The 20,611-nt window shown below is 67.6% G+C and carries 19 protein-coding genes; 7 read left to right on the forward strand and 12 right to left on the reverse strand.

Annotated features, from left to right (window positions below):
- The coding region (locus tag TBIF_RS25705; protein WP_038171199.1) for a glycoside hydrolase family 15 protein at positions 1 to 569 on the forward strand (569 nt) is incomplete at its 5' end.
- 14 nt (positions 570 to 583) lie between these two features.
- Entirely contained in the window at positions 584 to 1,627 is a 1,044-nt protein-coding gene (locus tag TBIF_RS13770; protein ID WP_235174740.1) for an SDR family oxidoreductase, read from the forward strand.
- A gap of 2 nt (positions 1,628 to 1,629) precedes the next feature.
- On the opposite strand, the gene TBIF_RS26720 is transcribed toward TBIF_RS13770, so the two are convergent.
- From TBIF_RS26720 to TBIF_RS23635, 8 genes are all read right to left on the reverse strand, one after another.
- Positions 1,630 to 1,980, reverse strand: coding sequence for an enolase-like domain-containing protein (locus TBIF_RS26720; protein WP_024795374.1), 351 nt, complete (start codon positions 1,978 to 1,980; stop codon positions 1,630 to 1,632).
- Between the two features lie 969 nt (positions 1,981 to 2,949).
- The gene (locus tag TBIF_RS24985) at positions 2,950 to 3,450 is read right to left on the reverse strand and encodes an aldehyde dehydrogenase family protein (protein ID WP_084611709.1); all 501 of its coding nucleotides are present in this window, start codon (positions 3,448 to 3,450) and stop codon (positions 2,950 to 2,952) included.
- The gene (locus TBIF_RS13790) at positions 3,419 to 3,688 is read right to left on the reverse strand and encodes a DUF7218 family protein (RefSeq protein ID WP_024795376.1); all 270 of its coding nucleotides are present in this window, start codon (positions 3,686 to 3,688) and stop codon (positions 3,419 to 3,421) included. Before TBIF_RS13790 ends, TBIF_RS24985 begins: the two co-directional genes overlap by 32 nt.
- Positions 3,689 to 3,746: 58 nt before the next feature.
- Positions 3,747 to 4,265, reverse strand: a complete 519-nt coding sequence (locus TBIF_RS23625; protein WP_038171201.1) for a DUF2231 domain-containing protein — start codon at positions 4,263 to 4,265, stop codon at positions 3,747 to 3,749.
- A gap of 68 nt (positions 4,266 to 4,333) precedes the next feature.
- A complete protein-coding gene (locus TBIF_RS13800; protein ID WP_024795377.1) occupies positions 4,334 to 5,797 on the reverse strand; it encodes a catalase in 1,464 nt (487 codons plus the stop codon).
- A 201-nt stretch (positions 5,798 to 5,998) separates the two neighbouring features.
- Positions 5,999 to 6,265, reverse strand: a complete 267-nt coding sequence (locus TBIF_RS24990) for a CsbD family protein (RefSeq protein WP_372435099.1) — start codon at positions 6,263 to 6,265, stop codon at positions 5,999 to 6,001.
- Between the two features lie 67 nt (positions 6,266 to 6,332).
- Positions 6,333 to 8,273 (reverse strand): acyl-CoA dehydrogenase family protein, encoded by a 1,941-nt coding sequence (locus TBIF_RS13810; protein WP_024795379.1) that lies wholly within the window; start codon positions 8,271 to 8,273, stop codon positions 6,333 to 6,335.
- Positions 8,274 to 8,392: 119 nt separating this feature from the next.
- Complete coding sequence (locus TBIF_RS23635) at positions 8,393 to 9,055, reverse strand: hypothetical protein (RefSeq protein WP_024795380.1); 663 nt, start codon at positions 9,053 to 9,055, stop codon at positions 8,393 to 8,395.
- Between the two features lie 414 nt (positions 9,056 to 9,469).
- Here TBIF_RS23635 and TBIF_RS13825 point away from each other — a divergent pair, with 414 nt between their 5' ends.
- Both TBIF_RS13825 and TBIF_RS25710 read left to right on the forward strand, forming a co-directional pair.
- Positions 9,470 to 10,771, forward strand: coding sequence for an MFS transporter (locus TBIF_RS13825; RefSeq protein ID WP_024795381.1), 1,302 nt, complete (start codon positions 9,470 to 9,472; stop codon positions 10,769 to 10,771).
- Positions 10,768 to 13,563, forward strand: a complete 2,796-nt coding sequence (locus tag TBIF_RS25710) for a DUF2804 family protein (RefSeq protein ID WP_024795382.1) — start codon at positions 10,768 to 10,770, stop codon at positions 13,561 to 13,563. The genes TBIF_RS13825 and TBIF_RS25710 overlap by 4 nt, the downstream gene beginning before the upstream one ends.
- Before the next feature lie 18 nt (positions 13,564 to 13,581).
- On the opposite strand, the gene TBIF_RS13835 is transcribed toward TBIF_RS25710, so the two are convergent.
- Positions 13,582 to 14,556: a PQQ-dependent sugar dehydrogenase gene (locus tag TBIF_RS13835; RefSeq protein WP_307810573.1), complete on the reverse strand. Its 975-nt coding sequence runs from the start codon at positions 14,554 to 14,556 to the stop codon at positions 13,582 to 13,584.
- 213 nt (positions 14,557 to 14,769) lie between these two features.
- Entirely contained in the window at positions 14,770 to 15,252 is a 483-nt protein-coding gene (locus TBIF_RS13840) for a MarR family winged helix-turn-helix transcriptional regulator (protein ID WP_038171207.1), read from the reverse strand.
- 122 nt (positions 15,253 to 15,374) lie between these two features.
- Between TBIF_RS13840 and TBIF_RS13845 the strand changes: the two genes are divergently transcribed.
- The 3 genes from TBIF_RS13845 to TBIF_RS23645 all read left to right on the forward strand — a co-directional run bounded on the left by TBIF_RS13845 (position 15,375) and on the right by TBIF_RS23645 (position 18,593).
- A complete protein-coding gene (locus TBIF_RS13845) occupies positions 15,375 to 15,950 on the forward strand; it encodes an NADPH-dependent FMN reductase (protein ID WP_024795385.1) in 576 nt (191 codons plus the stop codon).
- Between the two features lie 128 nt (positions 15,951 to 16,078).
- Positions 16,079 to 17,314, forward strand: a complete 1,236-nt coding sequence (locus tag TBIF_RS13850; protein ID WP_051461545.1) for a polysaccharide pyruvyl transferase family protein — start codon at positions 16,079 to 16,081, stop codon at positions 17,312 to 17,314.
- Between the two features lie 34 nt (positions 17,315 to 17,348).
- On the forward strand, positions 17,349 to 18,593 hold the full coding sequence (locus TBIF_RS23645) for an alpha/beta hydrolase (protein WP_051461546.1): 1,245 nt from the start codon (positions 17,349 to 17,351) through the stop codon (positions 18,591 to 18,593).
- Between the two features lie 6 nt (positions 18,594 to 18,599).
- On the opposite strand, the gene TBIF_RS13860 is transcribed toward TBIF_RS23645, so the two are convergent.
- Positions 18,600 to 19,526 (reverse strand): universal stress protein, encoded by a 927-nt coding sequence (locus TBIF_RS13860; RefSeq protein WP_051461547.1) that lies wholly within the window; start codon positions 19,524 to 19,526, stop codon positions 18,600 to 18,602.
- Between the two features lie 70 nt (positions 19,527 to 19,596).
- Positions 19,597 to 20,535 (reverse strand): ectoine hydroxylase, encoded by a 939-nt coding sequence (gene thpD, locus TBIF_RS13865; RefSeq protein WP_038171271.1) that lies wholly within the window; start codon positions 20,533 to 20,535, stop codon positions 19,597 to 19,599.
- Positions 20,536 to 20,611: the final 76 nt, after the last annotated feature.

The raw sequence follows: 20,611 nt of genomic DNA on the forward strand, positions 1-20,611 counted from the left end.
CCGCGGCGGGGATCGCGCCGCGGCGGGGATCGCGCCGCGGCGGGGATCGCGCCGCGGCGGGGATCGCGCCGCGGTCTGACGCCGCCCGCTGGTCAGCCCTCGCCGACGCGATCGTCGCGGATGTCACCGCGGACTGCACTCACCCGTCGGGCCGCTGGCAGCGCGCCCCCGACGACCCCCGGGTGGACGCCGCGTTGTTGACCGCCGCGCTCCGTGGCGCACTGCCCGCCGACGACTCGCGGAGCATCGCCACCTATACGGCCGTGCGCGAGGATCTTGGCCGGCGCGGCTTCGTGTATCGCTTCCGACAGGACGCGCGCGCGTTGTCCGACTCCGAGGGTGCTTTCCTCGTGTGCGGGTTCTGGATGGCGCTGGCTGCGCGGCAGCAGGGCGACGACGTTGCCGCGGCGCACTGGTTCGAGCGCGCCCGCACAGCCTGCGGGCCGCCTGGGCTGTTCACGGAGGAATACGACATCCGCCAACGCCAGCTGCGCGGCAACCTGCCCCAGGCGTTCGTGCACGCCCTGATGTTCGAGGCCTCCGCCCGGTTGGCCCAGGACCGACCGTGATGAAGGAGATAGCCGTGCCAGCAAATCAGCCAGACCACACCAGCCCCATCCCCGGCGCGCAGGTCGTCGTGGTCACCGGTGCCAGCGGCGGTATTGGCCGCGCGACTGCCCGCGCGTTCGGGGCCCGCGGCGCCAATGTGGCCCTGATCGCCCGCGGAACCACCGGCCTCGACGCCGCGGGCGCAGAGGTGCGGGCGGCGGGCGGCGTCGCCCTGGCGATCCCCGTCGACGTCTCGGACGCCGAGGCAGTAGACGCGGCGGCCGACCAGATAGAGGAGACTATCGGGCCGATCGACGTGTGGATCAATGTTGCCTTCACCTCGGTGTTCGCGCCCTTCACCGAGATCAAGCCAGCGGAGTTCGCGCGCGTCACCGAGGTCAGCTATCTGGGTTACGTGTACTCGACAATGGCCGCTCTGGCCCGAATGCGTCCGCGGGACCACGGAACCGTCGTGCAGGTCGGATCGGCCTTGGCCTACCGCGGCATCCCCCTGCAATCCGCATACTGCGGGGCCAAGCACGCGGTCCAGGGATTCAACGAGGCGCTGCGCTGCGAGTTGCTGCACGAGAGAAGCGCGGTCCGCACCACCATGGTGCAGATGCCCGCGGTGAACACCCCGCAGTTCTCCTGGGTGCTGTCTCGACTGCCCCGGCAGGCCCAGCCGGTACCCCCGATCTACCAGCCCGAGGTTGCGGCGCGTGCCGTCGTGTACGCGGCTGACCACCCCCGCCGGCGGGAGTACTGGGTGGGTGCCAGCACCGTCGGCACCCTCGCCGCGAACGCGCTCGTGCCGGGCCTGCTCGACAGGTACCTGGCCGCCACCGGCTTCGACTCCCAACAGACGTCGGACACCAGGCCCGCAGACCAACGCGCCAACCTGTGGGAGCCCGCGGACGGGCCGGACGGCCGGGACTACGGCGCGCACGGGATCTTCGACGGGCAGGCGACAGCGCGCTGCGGACAACTGTGGGCTTCGCACCACCACGGGCTGCTCGGCGCGGCCGCGGCGGCAGGGCTCGCCGGTGCGGGAGCGCTGACCGCGACGTGGTGCCGGTAGCGCTAGACCCGGAACCGCTCAACGTCGTGCTCGCGCAGGGTCAGCCCCAGCCCGGGCGCGTCGACGTCCGGCGTCACCGCCCCGCCGCCGGGGTCGAGAGCCCCGTCGATTCCGCCGACGTCGAGCGGGTCGGTGCCCTTGACGATCGCCGCCAGCTTCCCCGTGATGTAGTCGGCGCACGCGGGCTGGCCGTACGTCCAGCCGAGTCCGATGCGGCCGCCGGCCTCGACCTGCATCAGAATCATGGTGGTGGAGTCCCACTCGAGCGTGCCGTCCGCTTCGAGGGCGTCGGTGGGCACGGTGTAGACGGCGACACAGACTGTGTCGATCCGGGGCGAAGCTTCGCTGAGCAATGCACTGGATGGGAAACTACATCCAGGATGCGGAGCGAGCCGGAGACGATGAGTTCGCCGATTTCTTCCGAAGGAAGGGTGGAGAGCAAGGGAAGACTCTTCTGTCCGCGCGACCGGCCGGCTCGGATACACCACGGCCGCCACGTGACCGGCACCGCGGCAAACCGACTCTGACGAGTGCATATTGCTCGGCCGGTGACTGTCAGTCCAGCGGCCGAGCAACGCCAGTAGCGGCCTGTGGTCAGGCCATCAGGCTCCCGCCCGCGGCGGAAACGAAGATGATCATCATGACGAATAACGCCCATCCGCTCGCGTGCCACACTTTCCAGGGCCCACCCGATCGCCACACAGTATATGTCTTCACGAATGCGGTTATCCCACCAATTACCAGCAGCGAGCTTGGCACAAAGGTGAGTATGTAGCGATTTACGGACATGCAACTGAAGACTTCATCTTCGGCGCAAGCATTAGGGGAATTCGCGGCCAGCGGCGCAAAAACTACAGTTATGAGCAATGCGAGTCCCACAATAACACTTGTATACAGGACCGCTCGACGCCCGGGGCTGTTGGTAGCCGCATTCTTGTGGCGATCGGTCGTTCCAAAGCTGTCATCAGGCATAGGCTCTCCGGTGCGTGTTGACGGCCACTTGGAATCTCCCACCATGGCAGATCACACTCTACCTCCGTCGTCGAGAGTTACTCGGCAACGTGCTCGGGATTCTCGGGGCGTTCCGAGTCGTCATCAATCGTGTCAGCGGCGGCGCAGGTGGGGCACTGCACTATCGGGCCGACCACCCATCCGTTTCGGCGGGCGGAGACCTCGGACTGTCACAGATTGCCCATCTCCGAATGATATGCGCTGCCACACTCGTCACACCGAATGTCCCACATGTTTGGCTCCTCGATTTGGACGACACTCAATGTTTCGCGGTTCTGGTTATCTTTCGCCGTAGATACGGCCCGATCCTATTATTCAGGTAAGACGCGAATCAATTTCTTGTTTGCGAATTCATACATTCCCATCTCCGAGAGTTCACGGCCGAATCCGGAATTCTTGATCCCCCCGAACGGAAGGTTCGGTTGAGTCATCGTGGGGTGGTTGATCCAGACCATGCCGCTGTCGATACGGTGGGCGATCTCCTCCGCCTGGTCCGAGTCGGGGGTCACGCCGGTGAGAACTATCGGCTCGACGAATGCGCCACGGTCTCGGGGTCCACGATGTGCGGGGCGTCCACCACCAGTAGTCGCCGTGGTGCCTTTGCCCACTGCGTCGGCGATTTGCTCCAAGTGCGTCTGCGCAGCCTCCTCTGAGGACAATGGCCCCAGAGTCGTCGCGGGGTCCGTGGGGTCTCCGGCACGCAGCGAGCCGAGCCGATCGGCCCGCCGGGCACCACCCGCATGCGCCGAGCGTCCTGCGGCGCGCTCGCTGGCGTGCTCATCAGTGATGACGCAGCTTGTCGATGAGCGCATCCTTGTGGAGCTTCGAGTAGCCAGTCATATCCAACTCCTTCGCCCGGCGCTGCAGGTCTTTGACGGTCCAGTCCTCGTAGGCCGGTAATTCACCGCCTCGAGTGCTGACTGCGGTGCGGCCCTCATTTGCAGCAGCGTTCGATATCCGTGCGGCTTTCTCCTTCGAGTCGCCCTTGCGGCGGAGCGCCTCGTACATCTGCTGGTCCTTGATTGCGGGCCGTGAGTCCTCTCCTGGCATGGCCACTCCCTTCCCCGATCTGGGTGGTGCCCAAACAGGTAACTACATGCGGCGCGGTCTAATCTCCGTGCCTCGCGCCTGCGCCTTGGGCAAACACTAGATGGCCACCGAGCGCGCCCGCCGCTCCCAGCGCGGCAAGGCCGAGCAGGCAGAGGGCAGTCGCCCGCCGATCAGGCGCACGTAGCCGGCGCGCATAGGACGCGACGATAAGGCTGAGGCCAACCGCGTTCGACGCCGCGTGCACTAGGCCAACTCGGCGCTGGCGCACGTCCAGTGTGGACCAGTCCGCCCAGCCCGTGGCGAGTGCGAAAGGCGTGGCCAACAGTCCGACGCCCAGCAACCTGCGGACGACTGTGTCATCCGCCCCGCTCAGGTCTAGGACCGCCGCGCTGATCCAACTGCCTAGCGGCAGGACGACTAATGCGGGGTGCAGTGGGTGGCCCAGCCATCCTCCCCGGAGCATTCCGTCTGCCGCAGTGTCCTCGAGCCGGCGGCGCAACAACTTCCGCGCACGCTCGGAGACGCCGTCTAGAACGTCCGCTGCCTCCACCGATTCGAAACTTTTGACAATCTTCATCTCGTGTCCGTACCCGATCCACTACAGCTGCAACCACCTGCTTGCCGACCGCTGTGTTGTCTGTCGGCCTATTGCCCTTGTTGTGCCCGCACCTGCGACTCCACCTTGGCACCGAGATCTGCGTCGACGTGCTTCCAGTAGTCGAAAGCACGCGCCAGCACTGGCTCGGTCACCCCGTCCAGCAGGTGCCCGACGATGTTGTCCGCGAGTCGCTGCCGGCCCGCGTCATCGAGGACGTCCCGAACCAACGTCCCCGCCTGGCCCCAATCGTCGTCCTGCTCGTGCAGCGTGTAGGCCTCCCGCACCATCTCGCCGCCCTCGGTCCGCCAACCCGCCGGGTCCCCAGCGACAGCGGGGTCCGCATGCGGGCCGCCCTTGGAGTTGGGCACATACACCGGATCCCCCGGATTATCGCGGCGCATCGAGCCATCTTTGGAGTATGACCGCACGGTGGCGGCGTGCGGCATATTGACCGGCAGCTCCTTATAATTGGCGCCGATGCGATGGCGGTGGGAGTCCGGATAGGAGAACAGCCGCCCCAGGAGCATCTTGTCCGGGCTCGGGCCCGTGCCCGGCACCATACTGCTGGGCTCGAAGGCAGCCTGCTCGATTTGGGTGTGGTAATCGTCCGGATTGCGATCGAGGGTCATCTTGCCGACCTCGACCAGCGGATAGTCCGAGTGCGGCCAGACCTTCGTCAGGTCGAACGGGTTGAACCGATAATCCACCGCGTCCTCGAACGGCATGATCTGCATCTTCAGCGTCCAACTGGGCAGATCCCCGCGGTCGATCGACTGCCAGAGGTCACGCACGTGGTAGTCGGTGTCCTCGGAGACCAAACGGTCTGCCTCTTCTTGGGTGAGGCACTCCACGCCCTGGTCGGTTTTGAAGTGGTACTTGACCCAGAACCGTTCGCCGTCCGCGTTCACCCACATGTAGGTGTGGCTGGAATACCCGTTCATATGTCGCCAGGAGCGCGGTATCCCGCGGTCGCCCATCAGCCACGTGACCTGGTGGGCGGACTCCGGGGACAGGGTCCAGAAGTCCCACTGCATATCGTGGTCGCGAAGATTGTTGTCCGCCCGGCGTTTCTGCGAGCGAATGAAGTCCTGGAACTTCATCGGGTCTCGCATGAAGAAGACCGGGGTGTTGTTCCCGACCATGTCGAAGTTACCTTGCTCGGTGTAGAACTTGATGGCGAAGCCGCGGGGGTCGCGCCAGGTGTCGGGGCTGCCGCGCTCGCCCGCGACGGTGCTGAATCGGATCAGCGTCTCTGTCACCTTGCCGGGCTGGAACATATCCGTCTTGGTGTAGGCGCTGACGTCGTTGGTCACCTCGAACCGGCCGAATGCGCCGCCGCCCTTGGCGTGCGGTTGGCGCTCGGGCACCCGCTCCCGGTTGAACTGCGCCATCTTCTCGATGAGGTAGTGGTCCTGCATCAGGACTGGGCCGTCCCGGCCGACTGTCAAGGAATGCTCGTCGCTGTAGACCGGGATGCCGGCGTCGTCTGTGGTGAAGTTGGGATCAGCCATCGTTCTCCTCGTTTCGCTCTCTGCCCCGCTTGCCCTTGGGGTTGATGCGCTCAACGCGAAAGTGGCTCGGGAAGTAGTCGGCTACCCAACTTTCATCAAGTCGAAACCTGGATACCCAATGCGCGCGGCGGCGGACCGCACGCGATCTGCGCCTCCGCCGGTCGTGCGGAAGGCCCGACGACCGGGCCGCCGCACGGCGGGTCAGTCCTTGAAGGTGTCCTTGACCTTTTCGCCAGCCTGCTTGATGTTGCCCTTGGCCTGGTCCTTGCGGCCTTCGGCCTCGGTGTCCTTGTCTCCGGTTGCGTGGCCGAGCTTCTCCTTGGCCTTGCCTGCCAGTTCCTCGGCCTTGTTCTTCGCCTTGTCGACGGCGCCCATGATGTGCTCCTTCGAGTGGGTGTGCCCGCTGGCGAATTCGCCAGCGGCGACTGCGTGGTCGGTGTGCCACGCCGCCTTAGTGTGAGTACCCACCACACCGGTGTTCAAACAACTCTCCCCTCGACCACTCCGATTCTGAAGATGCGTTCGCCGCGTTGAGTTATGGCGTCTCCGGGGCCGCTAGGTACCGCCGCGCCACACTGTCCTCGGTCGATGCCCCCGGCTCCCAGTGCGCGATCCACGGGCCTGTGCCCTCGCTCTGATCCAGCACACCCGCCTCCAGCCACGTGTAGCGGTCGTCCAGTACGCCGCGTGCCAGACGAGTGTCGGTGTCGTCCGTGTTATTCCACAGTCCGTCAAACAGCGTCTCCACGCGAATCCGCGCCTGCTGGCAGAACGCCGACGCCAATTCGGAGGCCGCCGCCGGATCCGCGGAATCGTCCTTGCACTGTGCCTCCGCCCGTACACACGCCGCGGACATGGCGAACAACTCGGCCCCGATGTCGACAATCCGGCCCAGAAACACCTGCTGCTTCTCCAAGCCCGCTTGCCAACGGGCCATCCCATAGAAGGTGCTGCGAGCCAGTTTGCGCGAGCTTCTCTCGATGTACCTCAGGTGCTTTGCCAGCGGTCCGAATTCGTTGTAGGACATAGGGTTCTCGCCCTGACCGAGGATTAGGTGCGGCAGCCACTTCGCGTAGAACGCGGTCGCCCCCACCGCGGCCCTAGCCTTCTTCCGCAGGTCCGCGTTCGGGTCCGCCAGGTCACCCGCGGCAGCCAGGTGCGCGTCCACAGCCTCCCGCGCGATCAGGAGACGCATGATCTCGCTGGAGCCCTCGAAGATCCGGTTGATCCGCCCATCGCGAACGACTTGCTCTACCGGCACTGCCCGTTCGCCGCGTGCGGCAAGCGATTCCGCTGTCTCGTACCCGCGGCCACCCCGGATCTGCAAGAGCTGATCGGTGATCTGACCCGACATCTCGCTGGACCACAGCTTTGCGAGTGCGGCCTCGATGCGAATGTCGTTGCGTCCCTCGTCGGCCATCTGCCCCGATAATTCGAGGACCGCTTCGAGCGCATAGGTGGTTGCGGCGATGAAGGCGATCATGCTGGCAACCGCGCCGTGTTCTCCGACGGGCTTGCCCCACTGCACGCGCTCGCGGGACCATTCACGCGCAATCTTCAGGCACCACTTGCTGGTGGCGCACGCCATCGCCGGGATCGCCAGTCGCCCGGCGTTGAGGGTCGTGAGCGCGATCTTGAGTCCATCGCCCTCGCGCCCAATGAGATTCTCCTTTGGCACTCGCACCTTGTGCATCCGCGTGACGCCATTCTCGATGCCGCGCAAGCCCATGAACCGGTTGCGCTGCTCAACCGTGATGCCGGGGGTGTCTGCCTCCACGACGAAGGCCGAGATCCCGCCGCGGTGTCCCTCGCTTCGGGGCACCCTCGCCATCACCACTAATAGCTCGGCGACCACGCCATTGGTGGTCCACAGCTTCACGCCGTCCAGTTCATACGCAGTCCCGCCGTCGATGGGGGTGGCGGACGTGGCCAATCGGGCCGGATCCGACCCGACGTCGGGTTCGGTCAGCAGAAACGCCGACACCGCGCCCCGTGCGCAGCGGGGCAGGAAGGCCCTTTTCTGCTCCTCGGTGCCCGCCAACTTCAGCGGCTCTGGGACCCCGATCGACTGATGGGCCGAGAGCAGAGCGCCAAGGCTCGGATGCACCCATGTGACCAGCATCAACGCCCGATTATATGCGACCTGGGAGAGACCTTGGCCACCGTATTCCTGGGAGATCTTCAAGCCAAAACACCCGAGCTCGGCGAACCCCTGGACATAGTCGTCGGGAATGCGCGCCTGGCTCTCGATCAACGCCCCGTCCAGCCCTTCGCAGTAGGACCGCAGTTTGGCCAGGTACCGGTCCGTCCGTGCGGCCTCGTCGCGGGCCGGCGCGGGGAATGGGTGCACAAGATATAGAGGAAAGCGCCCGAGGAACAGTTCCTTCGCGAACGACGGCTTGTCCCACCCGCTCTCCCTCGCCTCCTCTGCGACCGCTCTCGCCTGTTCTTCCGTTACCTGCACTTGTTCAGCCACAGCGCATCTCCTCGGCGGACGACTTAGGGGTCCAGACGGGATGTACCCCAACGTCTTTCAGTTGACGTTGGCGGCTGGCCGCTTGGTTGAGCCGGATCACCCTCTCGATCAATTAGTGGTCATGGGGAAGTATTGGAGTTCGGGCCCCGCTCCTCCTGCTGTATCAGGATCTCGTGCTCATCTCCGCTTCGTTCATGCCGGGAAGGACTGCTCGAGTCGACGTGGCGCCGATAGAACCGCCTACGGCCCGCGCCGGTGTCCGTGCCATTGTCTAGGGCCTCGTCGTCGCGGGCTCCAAAGGCGGAGAGCCTGCCGATCATCAGCGCTGAGAAGAATAAAATAATGGCGCCGAGTCCACCGAAGAATGCGAGGTCTTGGAGTGCGCTCATGGTCGGCCCGCTTGCCTCCGGTGTGCCGATTCCGTCGATTCCCACCACGGGTGCCAAGGTTCTGCCGACGATAAACCATGCCCCTGCCAGCGTGCCGAGCGCCGCGCCGACCTGGCTCAAGAGCCGACTACCGCTCATGAGCAGCAGCAAACCTCCAATAAATGCCGCTGCACCGGGTAGGACCTCGAGCCAGCCGCGCGCAGAAGTCCACACCCACGCGGTGGCCGGGTCCGGTGTGAAGGAAAAGTTGAAGTATGGCCCGACAAACGGGATCAAGGCTCCCCACAGTCCGAGCAGCATGACGATCAGCCCGCACAGCGCTCCTCGGCGGCGGCGCATCACAGGCCGACGTCTATCTACGATTGGCACTCTGCCCTGCTCGCTGACATTCATGAGTGTCTCCCTTCACCGCATTTAGGAACTTGTGTGTACCCGGCAAGACAAGCCGCGAAACACCGACCTCAGCCGAGGTCAGAGCTTGTCAAACGCCTGAACGGCGCAGACTCCGAATAAGTCGATGGAGATTGCGCCCGGTTTGGCCTATCGCGTCGTTGGCGATGCTTCGGCGGCTGTCCTCCTTGAGGTCCGCGGAACCCCAGTATCAGGCCTCGGCCAAGGCGATGATGTGCTCGGCACCGCCCCCTGCGGAGTCGGTCACCCACTCCTTGTCCTAGTAAAGGCGAGTCTGATCGGTGTGGTGCGGGGAGTTCGGGTCCCGCGATTGGGACAAGCTGACCAGGGTCTGCGCCACCAGCTCTACGCCGATCCACCCCACCGCGGCGCGCCATGCGGCATGATTGCCCCGTGATGGACGAACGTCTTGCGAAGCCCCGGCTCTGGACCTGGGTGGTCCTCCTCGGCTTCACCGGCCAGCTCGCCTGGACGGTAGAGAACATGTACCTCAATGTGTTCGTGTACGACACGATCACAGACTCGCCGACGGCGCTGGCGGCCATCGTGGCGACAAGCGCGGTCGCCGCGACAGTGGCGACCCTGCTCGCCGGGGCCGCGTCGGATCGCTCGGGCCGCCGACGCGAGTTCATCGCGGCCGGCTACGTCCTGTGGGGCGCGTGCACCGCCGGCTTCGGCCTGGTCAGCGTGGATGCCGCCGCGTCGATGCTGCCGATGCTCGACGCGGTCGTGGTCGCCGTGATCGCCATCGTGGTGCTCGACTGCATCATGAGCATCCTCGGCTCGGCCGCCAACGACGCCGCCTTCAACGCGTGGGTCACCGACTCCACCAACCCCGGCAACCGCGGTCGGGTCGACGGCGTGCTCGCCACGATGCCGCTGCTCGCCATGCTGCTGGTCTTCGGCGCGCTGGACCCTCTGACCAAGGGCGGCCACTGGTCACTGTTCTTCTCGATCGTCGGGGGCGTCACCGCACTGGTCGGCGTCGTCGCGTGGTTCGGGCTCCGCGATTCGCGAGCGCCGCGACCGGGCGGCAGATACCTGTCCTCGGTCCTGCACGGCCTGCGGCCGAGCACCGCGCGCGAGCACCCGCGGCTGTATATCGCCCTGGTCGCCTGGGCCATCCTCGGCATCAGCACGCAGGTCTTCCTGCCGTACCTGATCATCTACGTCCAGCGCTACCTCGACATCGACGGCTACGCCATCGTGCTCGCCGCGGTCCTGCTCGGTGCGGCCGTGATCAGCGTCGTCGGCGGCCGGGTGCTGGACCGGGTGGGCCCGACGCGGGCGATCCTGCCCGTGGTCGCGATGTACGCGCTCGGACTGCTGCTGATGTTCCCCGCGCGCGGCATGCTCGCGGTCATCGGCGCCGGGATCGTGATGATGTCAGGTTTCATGCTCGGCGTCGCCGCCATCTCCGCGACCGTGCGCAACCTGACACCGCCCGACCGGGCCGGCCAGGTGCAGGGCCTGCGGATGATCTTCGCCGTCCTCATCCCGATGGTGATCGGCCCGTTCCTCGGCGCCGCCGTGATCGCCGGCGCGGACGAGACCTTCGTCGAGCTGGGCGTGGTCAAGCAGGTGCCATCCCCGTGGATCTTCCTGACCGCCGCCGCCGTCGTGACTCTGATCGTCCTACCCGCCATGCTGCTGCGGACCGCGGGCTCCGCACCCAAGACCCTGGAGACCACCTCGTGAGAACTGTGTGGGGCGAGAGCCTCGACCCCGACAACGTCCTGCCCGAGTACCCGCGGCCCCAGCTGGTGCGGGACTCCTATCTCAACCTCAATGGCAGGTGGGAGCACGCCGTCACCTCATCCGAGGTCGCCGAGCAGCCCGCCATGTGGGACGGCGAGATCGTGGTGCCATTCTCGCCCGAGGCCCCGCTGTCTGGCGTCAACCGCACCCTGCAGCCAGACGAGGCGCTCTGGTATCGCCGCACGGTCACGCTGCCCAGCGGCTTCGTCCGCGACCGGGTGCTTCTGCACTTCGGCGCGGTGGACCAGGAGTGCGAGGTCTGGGTCGACGGCACAACTGTTGGCGGGCACCGCGGCGGCTACCTCCCATTCACCCTCGACATCACCGACGCCCTCGACACCGCTCGAGACACTCACGATCTGGTGGTCAGGGTCCGCGACGTCACCGACACGTCCTGGCGCAGCCGGGGCAAGCAGAAGCTCAAGCGCGGCGGGATCTGGTACACGCCGCAGTCGGGGATCTGGCAGAGCGTCTGGCTCGAGTCGGTCCCGAGCCGGTGGGTCGATCAGCTTGTGCTCACCCCCCACCTCGAGACCGGCGAGGTCGAGGTGTGCGTGGTCGCCGGCGGCGCGGGCGAGTCCGCGGCCGAGGTCACCGTGCGCGCCGACGGCCGCGAGATCGCCTCGGGGAGAGTCGCCGTCGGGACTCCGACGCGGCTGCGGCTGGGCGACGACGTCCGACCCTGGTCGCCCGAGGACCCCTTCCTCTACGACGTGGACGTGCGGCTCGGCGCCGACCAGGTCGCCAGCTATGTCGGGATGCGCTCGTTCGGGCTCGGCCCCGACGCGGCCGGCCGCACCCGCCTGCTGCTCAACGGCGAGCCCTACCTCCAGGCCGGCCTGCTCGATCAGGGATATTGGCCCGACGGCCTCTACACCGCGCCGTCGGACGAGGCGCTAATCCACGACATCGCGACGGCCAAAGACCTCGGCTTCACGATGCTGCGCAAGCACATCAAGATCGAGCCGATGCGCTGGTACCACCACTGCGACCGGCTGGGGATGCTGGTCTGGCAGGACATGGTCAACGGCGGCCGCAGCTACCGGGCCCCCGTCGTCACCGCTCCCGTGCTCCTGCCCCTGCGGCTGGACGACTCCCGCCACGCGCTGTTCGGACGCCAGGACGCCGAGGGCCGGGCAGAGTTCGGCGCCGAGCTCGACGCGACGGTGGCGCTGCTGCGCTCGGTCCCGAGCCTCGCGGCGTGGGTGCCGTTCAACGAGGGCTGGGGACAGTTCGACGCCGTCGCGGCTGCCGAGCGGGTCAAGGAGCTCGACCCGACCCGGCCCGTCGACCACGCCAGCGGCTGGCATGACCAGGGCGGCGGCGATATGGCCAGCCGACACGTGTATTTCCGGCCATACCGGCTCTCGCGCGCAGACGCCGAGGATGGGCGGGTCGCCGTGCTCTCGGAGTACGGCGGCTACTCCCATCGGATCCCGGGGCACGTGTGGAGCGAGAAGGAGTTCGGCTACCGCAAGTTCGCCGACCGCGGCTCGTTCGAGCGCGCATTCCAGCGGCTGCAGCACGGCCAGATCGGGCCGGCAGTCGAGGACGGCCTGAGCGCCTTCGTCTATACCCAGCTGGCCGATGTGGAGGACGAGACCAACGGCCTGATGACCTACGACCGCCGGGTGCTGAAGGTAGACGCCGACGCTGTCCGATCCTCGAACCAGCGGCTGCGCCAACGGCACGACCACGCAGCCGGCGGACCAGCACACCCCCTCGCCGTGCGCGAACGCGAGATCACCGCGCCGGTATCGCTGACGCTGCCCGATGGACACCTCAATCCAGACGCGGTCGGATGGACGCGGACGCCCCTGATCACCACCGACGGCATCGGCCGCGGCCGCGTGGGGAAGGGACGCAACAAGCGCTGGGAGTACTGGGCGGTGACCACCCCGACCCACGTGGTCGCGCTCGTGGTCTCCGACATCGACTACGCGGCAGTCCACAGCATCTGGCTGCTCGATCGAACCAGCGGGGAGACCATCTCGTACGACGCGATCGGTGTGCTCGGCGGCAGCGCCACCCTGCCCGGCACCCTTGACGTGGGCCCGGCCAGGTCCCGGACCAAGCAGGTGCGGATTGACATCGACGAGGTGGCGGGCGGGACGCGCCTGCGGGCGTGGGCGGAGCGGGTGGAGATCGACGTGATCGCCCACCGGCCCGAGGGCCACGAGTGCCTCGGCGTCGTCGTCCCGTGGACCGACACGCTGTTCCAGTACACCGTCAAGGACGTCGCCCGGCCCGCGACCGGCATCATCCGCGTCGACGGCATCGCCGCCGATGTGCCCGCGGACGAGTCCTGGGCGACCCTCGATCACGGCCGCGGTCGCTGGCCGTACTCGGTGCGCTGGAACTGGGGCGCCGGTTCTGGCCGCACGGACGGCAAGGTGATCGGCATCCAGGTTGGCGGGCAGTGGACTGACGGCACCGGATCGGTGGAGAACTCACTGCTGGTCGACGGACACCTGTCGAAGATCAGCGAGGAGCTGGTCTGGTCCTACGACCGCGACGACTGGCTGGCGCCGTGGCGTATCACCGGCGACACCGTCGATCTCACCTTCACCCCGTTCCATCTGAAGAAGTCCGTCACCGACTTCAAGGTCTTCGCGGCCAAGACCCACCAGTGCTTCGGCCACTGGTCCGGGCAAGCGCAAGACGACACGGGAGCCTGGGTGCGGCTCGAGGGCCTCGTCGGCTGGGCGGAGGATGTGCACAATCGCTGGTGAGGTGCAGACTCCAGATATTCAGCCCAGCGTGACTGCGAGGATCTTGTCATCCCCGCCGGTGGGCTGCCCGCGGCCATCGGTGTTGTTGGTGAGCAGCCAGAGGGCGCCGTCGGGGGCGCGGACGACGTCCCGGATACGGCCGAGCTCGCCGGCGTAATAGTCGGTGACGGCGCCGGGATCCGATACCGCGACGACACGCAGCACCTGGCCCCGCAGGTTCGCCAGGAACACGGCGCCGTCGGCGATGGCGACCCCGCTGGGGCTGGCCTCGCTCGGGCTCCACTGGAGGATCGGGTCCACAAAGCCCGACCCCGCGCCGCCCGTTCCCTCGACCCCCATCCCCTCGACCCCCATCCCCTCGACCACAGGCCAGCCGTAGTTCCCGCCGGGCGTGATGATGTTCAGCTCGTCCCAGGTGTTCTGCCCGAATTCGCTGGCGAACATGGTGCCGTCCTCGGCCCAGGCCAGCCCCTGGACATTGCGATGCCCGGCACTGTAGACGAGGGACTCGGGGATCGGGTTGTCTTGCGGCACGTCGCCGTCGGGCGTCATCCGGAGGATCTTTCCGCCCAGGGAGGCGAGGTCCTGGGCGGTGTCCCGGTCGGAGGCGTCGCCGACACCGGCATAGAGCATCCCGTCGGGGCCGAACGCGATCCGTCCCCCGTTGTGCACCGCCGCGGACGGCAGCGCCTCGATAATCGTCTCCGGCGCGCCCATGCCGTACGCGCCCGGTCCGCCGGCAAGCGCGAACCGCTCGATGCGGTTACCGGTGGCGCCGGTGGAATAGACGTACAGGCGATCCGCGCTGTCGATGGCCAGGCCCAGCAGTCCGCCCTCCCCGCCGTGGCGGACCCCGTCGACCAGCCCCACCTCTCGGGTGCCGCCGTCGCGCAGCACCTCCAGGATGCGGCCGGAGTCGCGCTCGCTGACCAGTGCCGTGCCGTCCGTGGTGAACGCGATCGACCAGGGCGACTTCAGTCCGGATGCCACCACCTGCGGCTCCCCGACCAGAGTGGGGGCCCCTGCCGATTCCGCGGCAGAGGCAGCGGTGGGCGAACTAGCGGCAGGCTGGTTCGGGGCCGGCGGGGTTGAGGCGCACCCGCCCAGCAGCATGCCGATCGCTGCCGCGCTGATCAGTACGGCCCATGGCGGGGTGCGGCGGTGGCGCATGAGGTCCTTCCAGTGTCGATCACGTTGCAGACGGGGCTACCAGAGTCCTCGCTCTGCCAGCGCCGCGCGGATCTTTCCGAGATATTCCCCCAAGGCCTGCTGCTCCGCCTCGGTGAGCGGGTCGAACACCGCCTCGCGCACCAGGCTCACGTGCCCGGGGGCCGCGGCGCGCAGGACCTTCCAGCCCTCCGCCGTGAGCGAGATGACCTGTCCGCGCCCGTCTCCGGCCGCGGCACAGCGCTCGACCACGCCTCGGGTCTCCATGCGGCGCAACAGATGCGAGACGCGGGAACGGTCCCACTGCAGCCCGGCGGCGAGGTCCCCGGAGCGCACCGATCCGGCGGCGGCCTCCGACACCGCCGCCAAGATCGCGTACTCCCCACTCGACAGCGACGAGTCGGCGCTGAGCTGCCGGTCTAGCGCCCGCGGCAGGCCCGATGCGAACTCACGCAGCTCGAGCCAGAGCCCTTGCTCGTCGGCGCTCAGCCAACGCGGCTCAACAATTGTGGGCTTAACCATGGCGGACCTCACATTCACCTGAAGTGGTTGACATGTCAACCACAATACTGCATGATCGTCTTATCAAGTTAATTGACACGTCAGCTAAATGCTTTCGGGTCCACAACGCTGAGGAGACCCCCATGGCCAAGATCGCCATCATCACCGGTTCCACCCGCCCCGGCAACGTCAACACCGGCGTAGCACAGTGGGTCTTGGAGCAGGCCCAGCTGCGCGGCGACGCGGCCTATGAGCTGGTCGACATCGCCGATTACCACCTGCCCGTCCTCGACGAGGCCTACCCGGCCGGCTACCAGAACTACCAGAACGAGCACACCAAGGTGTGGTCCGCGAAGATCAACGAGTTCGACGGCTTCATCTTCATCGCCGGTGAGTACAACCACTCCGTGCAGCCCGCGCTGGCCAACGCCATCTCCTACCTGAATGCCGAGTTCGCGAACAAGGCCGCCGGCATCGTCGGCTACGGGTCGGCTTTTGGCGCCCGCGCCGCCGAGCACCTGCGCGGCATCCTCTCGGAGCTGCAGGTGGCGCACGTCCAGAAGACCGGCATGTTCTCCCTGTTCACCGACTTCGAGGATTTCGCCACCTTCAAGCCCACCGAGCTGCAGGCCGCCTCGCTCGCGCCGATGCTAGATCAGCTCATCCCATGGACCCACGCGATGAACTCGGTGCGCCAGGGCCAGCTCGTCAACGCGTAACCCCCGGTACGCACCGCGCCTCCAGCATCAACGCCGTCGTTTCGTAGCCCCGCCGCGCTTGCAAGCGCGGCGGGGCCGTGAAACGACGGCGAGCTCGACGGATGAGCCTCGTCGGCTATGGTCCCCGGATGCCCCGGACTGTGAAAGCCCTGGCCCGTCGCATCGCCCGGCGGCCGCAGCCCCCACGCGAGATCATCTATCTGGTCGCGGCCTCGGGCGCACCCAACTACGGCGACGAGCTGATCGCCCGCACGTGGTTGCAGCACCTGGCCCGCACCCGCCCGGACGCCGACGTCGTCCTCGACTGCCACACCCCCGGCCAGGCGTCGATCATGTTGCACGGTCTGCACCCCCGCGCCATGTTCGTCGACACGCTCTGGCGGGTGTGCGCCCTCTCAGCCGACCGGGACCACCTGCATTCCGAGTCCGCCAGCCAGGAGCAGCCGTCCTGGGAGTGGGCGGCGACGGCCGGCTCGGCCCTAGGCGTGGAGCCGCTGCTCGCCGAGGGCGTGGACCTGCTCGCCCGCGCCAGCGTCATCCATCTGCTCGGCGGCGGTTACATCAACGCCATCTGGCCGCACCATCTCGCGCTGCTGACCGCCATCGCCGCCGTGGTCCGCAAGAGTGGAGCCCGCGCCGTCGCCACCGGCCAGGGCTTGATGCCGATGTCCGACGGCCCGCGCGGCGAGGCGCTGCACGCCGCCGTGGCCGCCTTCGAGCTGTTCGATGTGCGTGATGAGGAGTCCCATATCGCCTTGGGCTCCGACAGTTCCCAATCCGGCGACGACGCCTGGCTCGCCCTCGCCCCGGGCGCCCCGCAGGTATACACCAGCCCGGATGAGACGCCGTCGGGCATTGTGCTGTGCCTGCAATCGGACTTGTCCGAGCACTTCGCGCATGAGGGCAACACCGGTGTCGCCGCGATCGCCTCCTGGACTGCGAACATCCTCGACAACTGGGGCGTCGATGGCCGCGAGGTCACCGTGGTCGAGGGGATTCCCGGGGCGGACCGCCTGGCGTTCGACCTGCTGGGCCCGCGCCTGGCCGGGGCCACCTTCGTGCCGTTCCTGCAGATATGGCGCCACGGGCTCCCCGCCGGGCAGGACCAAACGTGGATCAGCACCCGCTTCCACCCGCATCTGATGGCCGCCGCGGCGGGCGCGTCGGGCGTGGCGCTGGTCTCTGAGCCGGGCTACTACTCCACCAAGCATTGCTCGCTCACGGACGCGGGCTCGCGCTGGACCATCGCGCGCGACGGCCTGGCCACCCCCGAACGACCCACCGCCGGCGGATTCTCCCCCGCCGATCGTGCCGCCCGCGTCAGCGCCAAATCGGCTGTGGCCCAGCGTCTCTATCCGGCGTGATTGATAGACTCACCCCTCGAACTAGGAGCTGCCGATGAGTCCGGATGAGACCACCGCGAACACTCCCATGACCTGGTATCACCTCGCCCCCGACCTGCCGTTCGCCCGGCTCTACGCGGCGGCGCAGGGGCAGTTGCCCTCGCTGCCTGCCGCCGACTCCGAGCCCGCTCTGAACCGCCAGTTCTGGGCGGAGCTATCGGCGCGCCAACGCGCCGAGCTGATCCGCATGAAGCCGGTGGCCGTGGGCGCCCTGGACGGGCTGCCCGCCGCCGCGCGCCACACCGCGAACGTCTCCCGCCTCGATCCGGAGATCCAGCGCTGGACGGGCATCAAAGCCGAGCTCCAGGTGCGGGTCGACGCGTCGCGGGTGCCGGCGCTGGACCGCAATCGGATCAGGCTGTGGCAGGCGCAGCGGAAGATCGACGACGCGGCCACGGTCAAGCGGATCGTCAACGAGGTGGGCGGGGCCACGCTGTTGCTCCTGGACCTGCATTCCGGCAACCGCGGGATGGCCGCGATCTCGTTCGGCCACACTGACACCGCCCACCACATCGCGGTGACGATCCCCGGCATGAACACCAACATCGCCGACTCGTTCTGGTCGATGTCCGATGAGGCCCGCCAGCTCAAGTCCCTCGCGGAGGACCTGCTGGGCCGTGCCGACCGGCACGGCGAGACGGTCGCGACCATCATGTGGCTCGGCTATCAACCGCCGCAGGTCACCGGGCCCAACGGCGCGCTGGACACCGTCCTCGGCGGCGTCGCCTCCACCATGACCAGCTCGGCCCGCGCGGGCGCGCCCCGACTCGCACGCTTCTTCGCCGGGCTAGACGCGGCCGCGCAGCGCCCGCCGCTGCATCTGACGGCGTTGGGCCACTCGTATGGCTCGTACACGATGGCGCTGGCGCTGCAGGACCTGGCTGGGCAGGAGCCTCGGCGGGGCCAGCCCGTCGACGACGCCGTCTTCTACGGCTCCCCCGGCATCAACGCCGCCGACGAGGCCGGCCTGGGCTTGGTTGATGGGCACGGCTACGTGATGCTGGGCGATCGCGACCGGATCAACCTCGTGGACAACTTCCGACTCTTCGGGCCCGACCCCACGGCCACCGGCCTCGTGCAGCTGTCCGCCGCGGCGATGACCACCCGCGACGGCGTCGAGCGGCATGCCGCGCGCGATCATGCGGACTACGGCCGGGCCGTCGGCGAGCATCTGCGCACCAGCGGATTCAATCTCGCGGCGATCGCCGCGGGCCTAGGCGAGTGGGCGGTTCGCCGCTGAGACAGATCACGGACGCCGGGGGTCAGCCGGCCGGACAATCACCAGCGGGCAGGGCGCCGTGTGCAGCAGGGCCCTCGAGGTGGAGCCGACCATCATCCCGGTGAAGCCGCCCCGGCCCTGGCGGCCGACCACCAGCAGTTGCGCGTCGTTCGCTGCGGCCAACAAGTGCCGCACGGGCCGGTCATTGACGACCACCCGCTCGACCTGAACGTCAGGGAACCGCTCTTGCCAGCCCGCGAGGACCTCTGCCAGGGCCGCATCATGGCGCTGCTGAAACGAGCTCCAATCGATGCCTGCCGGCTCCGCTCCAATGCTCGCGACCGCGCCGTCGAGCGGCACATCGCTCCAGGCGTGCACCGCTATCACCCGGGCGCCTCGCTCGGCTGCCTCCGACATCGCCAGCCCGATGGCGGCCTCGCAGTGCGTGGATCCGTCCACGCCCACCACGATGGGGCCGTCGCCGAAACCGCCCTCGGTTCCGCGCCACTCGCGGACCACGACCACCGGGCAGTGCCCGTGCGCGGTCACCGCCTCAGCCACAGAGCCGATGACCGGCGAGTCCCCCAGGCCGCGATCCCCGAGCACCATCATGCCCACCGTGTGGCTTTTCTCGAGGAGCAGCGGGATCGGCGGGCCCTCCCATATCTCGGTGCGCACCTCGTGACCTGGTGCGAGCACCGCGTGCGAGATCTCCACGGCCTTTGCGACGGCGGCCTCGCAACGCGTGCGCGTGGCTGTGGCCAGTGCGATGGCGCCCGCCGCAGACCCCTCTCCGAGCATCTCGGCCGATCGCGGGATCGGCAGCTGCGCAGAGGCGACGATGACCAGCGGCCGCCGGTGGGCCTTCGCCTCCAACGCCGCCCACCGCGCCGCGCCGAACGCTGACGCGGACCCATCCACTGCCACCAGAACCGACGCTGCCTCAGCCATCATCTCCGCCTGCCTCCGCACGTTGACGCTCTCGAACTGCCTCGCCGACCACCGTACTTGGGCGGGCGCGCGATCAGTGGCTGTTCTCCTGCGGCTGCCTGGCCGCGATATACGTGGGCCTGGGCTGCGACGCCGCGAATGGCGCCTGCGGCATGTTCTCGCAGCTATTGAACACCAGGAAGATGTTCGATCGCGGATACGGGGTGATGTTGCTCCCCGATCCGTGCATGATGTTGGAGTCGAACCACAACGCGGATCCAGCCGCCCCGGTGAACTGCTCGATGCCGTAGCGCTCAGCGAGCTCCCCGATGTCAGCCGCTGCTGGCACTCCAGCTCGCTGCCGCACCAGCGAGGACCGGTAGTTCTCGTCCGGAGTCTCACCCGCACATGGCAGAAAGTGCCGCTGCGAGCCCGCGATTACCATCAGCGCGCCGTTGTGCGGGTAGTTGTCGGTGAGCGCGATCGACAGGCTGACCGCGCGCGGGCGTGGGAGTCCGTCCTCCGCGTGCCACGTCTCAAAGTCCGAGTGCCAGTAGAAGCCATTACCCTCGAACCCCGGCATGAAGTTCACCCGGCTCTGGTGGATATAGACCTCGGACCCCAGTAGTTGCCTGGCCCGGTCCACGATCTGTGGCCGCCTCGCCAACTCCGACACCGCTTCGCTGATCCGGTGCACCTCGAAGATGGATCGCACAGCGTTGGACCCCGGCTCCCGGATAACCCGCTCGTCCTGCGCCAACGCTGGATCGGCCGAAAGCCTCTCCAGCTCTGCGCGGTGCTCTCGCACCTCGGCCGCGGTGAGCAGCGCGTCGTCCACCGTATAGCCGTCGCGCTCGTGCCGCGCTAGCTCCGCCGCCTCGACGGGGCCGTGTCCCGGGACTCCCCACACCGTCGGATCCGACCGGTCAATCCACCCCCCGCGGGCGGGCTCGTTCGCGGGGAAGCGAGTCGGGTACAGATCCACGGTGCTGCTGTCTCGAAGGACTACTCGACCGGTATCGGCAATGGTCATGATCACGGCTCCTTTGCTCGCCCACTGTTCCGGCGGGTCCGCTCAACCTCGATCGCGGACCTCAGCACGGCGCGGC

Source organism: Tomitella biformata AHU 1821 (assembly GCF_000524475.1).
GTDB classification, from domain to species: Bacteria; Actinomycetota; Actinomycetes; order Mycobacteriales; family Mycobacteriaceae; genus Tomitella; species Tomitella biformata.

Coding starts and splice junctions, on each gene's coding strand:
- TBIF_RS23635 (WP_024795380.1), bottom strand. CDS start 9,055: ATGAATGTCAGCGAGCAGGGCAGAGTGCCAATCGTAGATAGACGTCGG.
- TBIF_RS13800 (WP_024795377.1), bottom strand. CDS start 5,797: ATGGCTGATCCCAACTTCACCACAGACGACGCCGGCATCCCGGTCTAC.
- TBIF_RS13860 (WP_051461547.1), bottom strand. CDS start 19,526: ATGATGGCTGAGGCAGCGTCGGTTCTGGTGGCAGTGGATGGGTCCGCG.
- TBIF_RS24985 (WP_084611709.1), bottom strand. CDS start 3,450: ATGCGCTCATCGACAAGCTGCGTCATCACTGATGAGCACGCCAGCGAG.
- TBIF_RS13825 (WP_024795381.1), top strand. CDS start 9,470: ATGGACGAACGTCTTGCGAAGCCCCGGCTCTGGACCTGGGTGGTCCTC.
- thpD (WP_038171271.1), bottom strand. CDS start 20,535: ATGACCATTGCCGATACCGGTCGAGTAGTCCTTCGAGACAGCAGCACC.
- TBIF_RS13850 (WP_051461545.1), top strand. CDS start 16,079: ATGCCCCGGACTGTGAAAGCCCTGGCCCGTCGCATCGCCCGGCGGCCG.
- TBIF_RS13845 (WP_024795385.1), top strand. CDS start 15,375: ATGGCCAAGATCGCCATCATCACCGGTTCCACCCGCCCCGGCAACGTC.
- TBIF_RS23625 (WP_038171201.1), bottom strand. CDS start 4,265: ATGAAGATTGTCAAAAGTTTCGAATCGGTGGAGGCAGCGGACGTTCTA.
- TBIF_RS13840 (WP_038171207.1), bottom strand. CDS start 15,252: ATGGTTAAGCCCACAATTGTTGAGCCGCGTTGGCTGAGCGCCGACGAG.
- TBIF_RS23645 (WP_051461546.1), top strand. CDS start 17,349: ATGAGTCCGGATGAGACCACCGCGAACACTCCCATGACCTGGTATCAC.
- TBIF_RS13790 (WP_024795376.1), bottom strand. CDS start 3,688: ATGCCAGGAGAGGACTCACGGCCCGCAATCAAGGACCAGCAGATGTAC.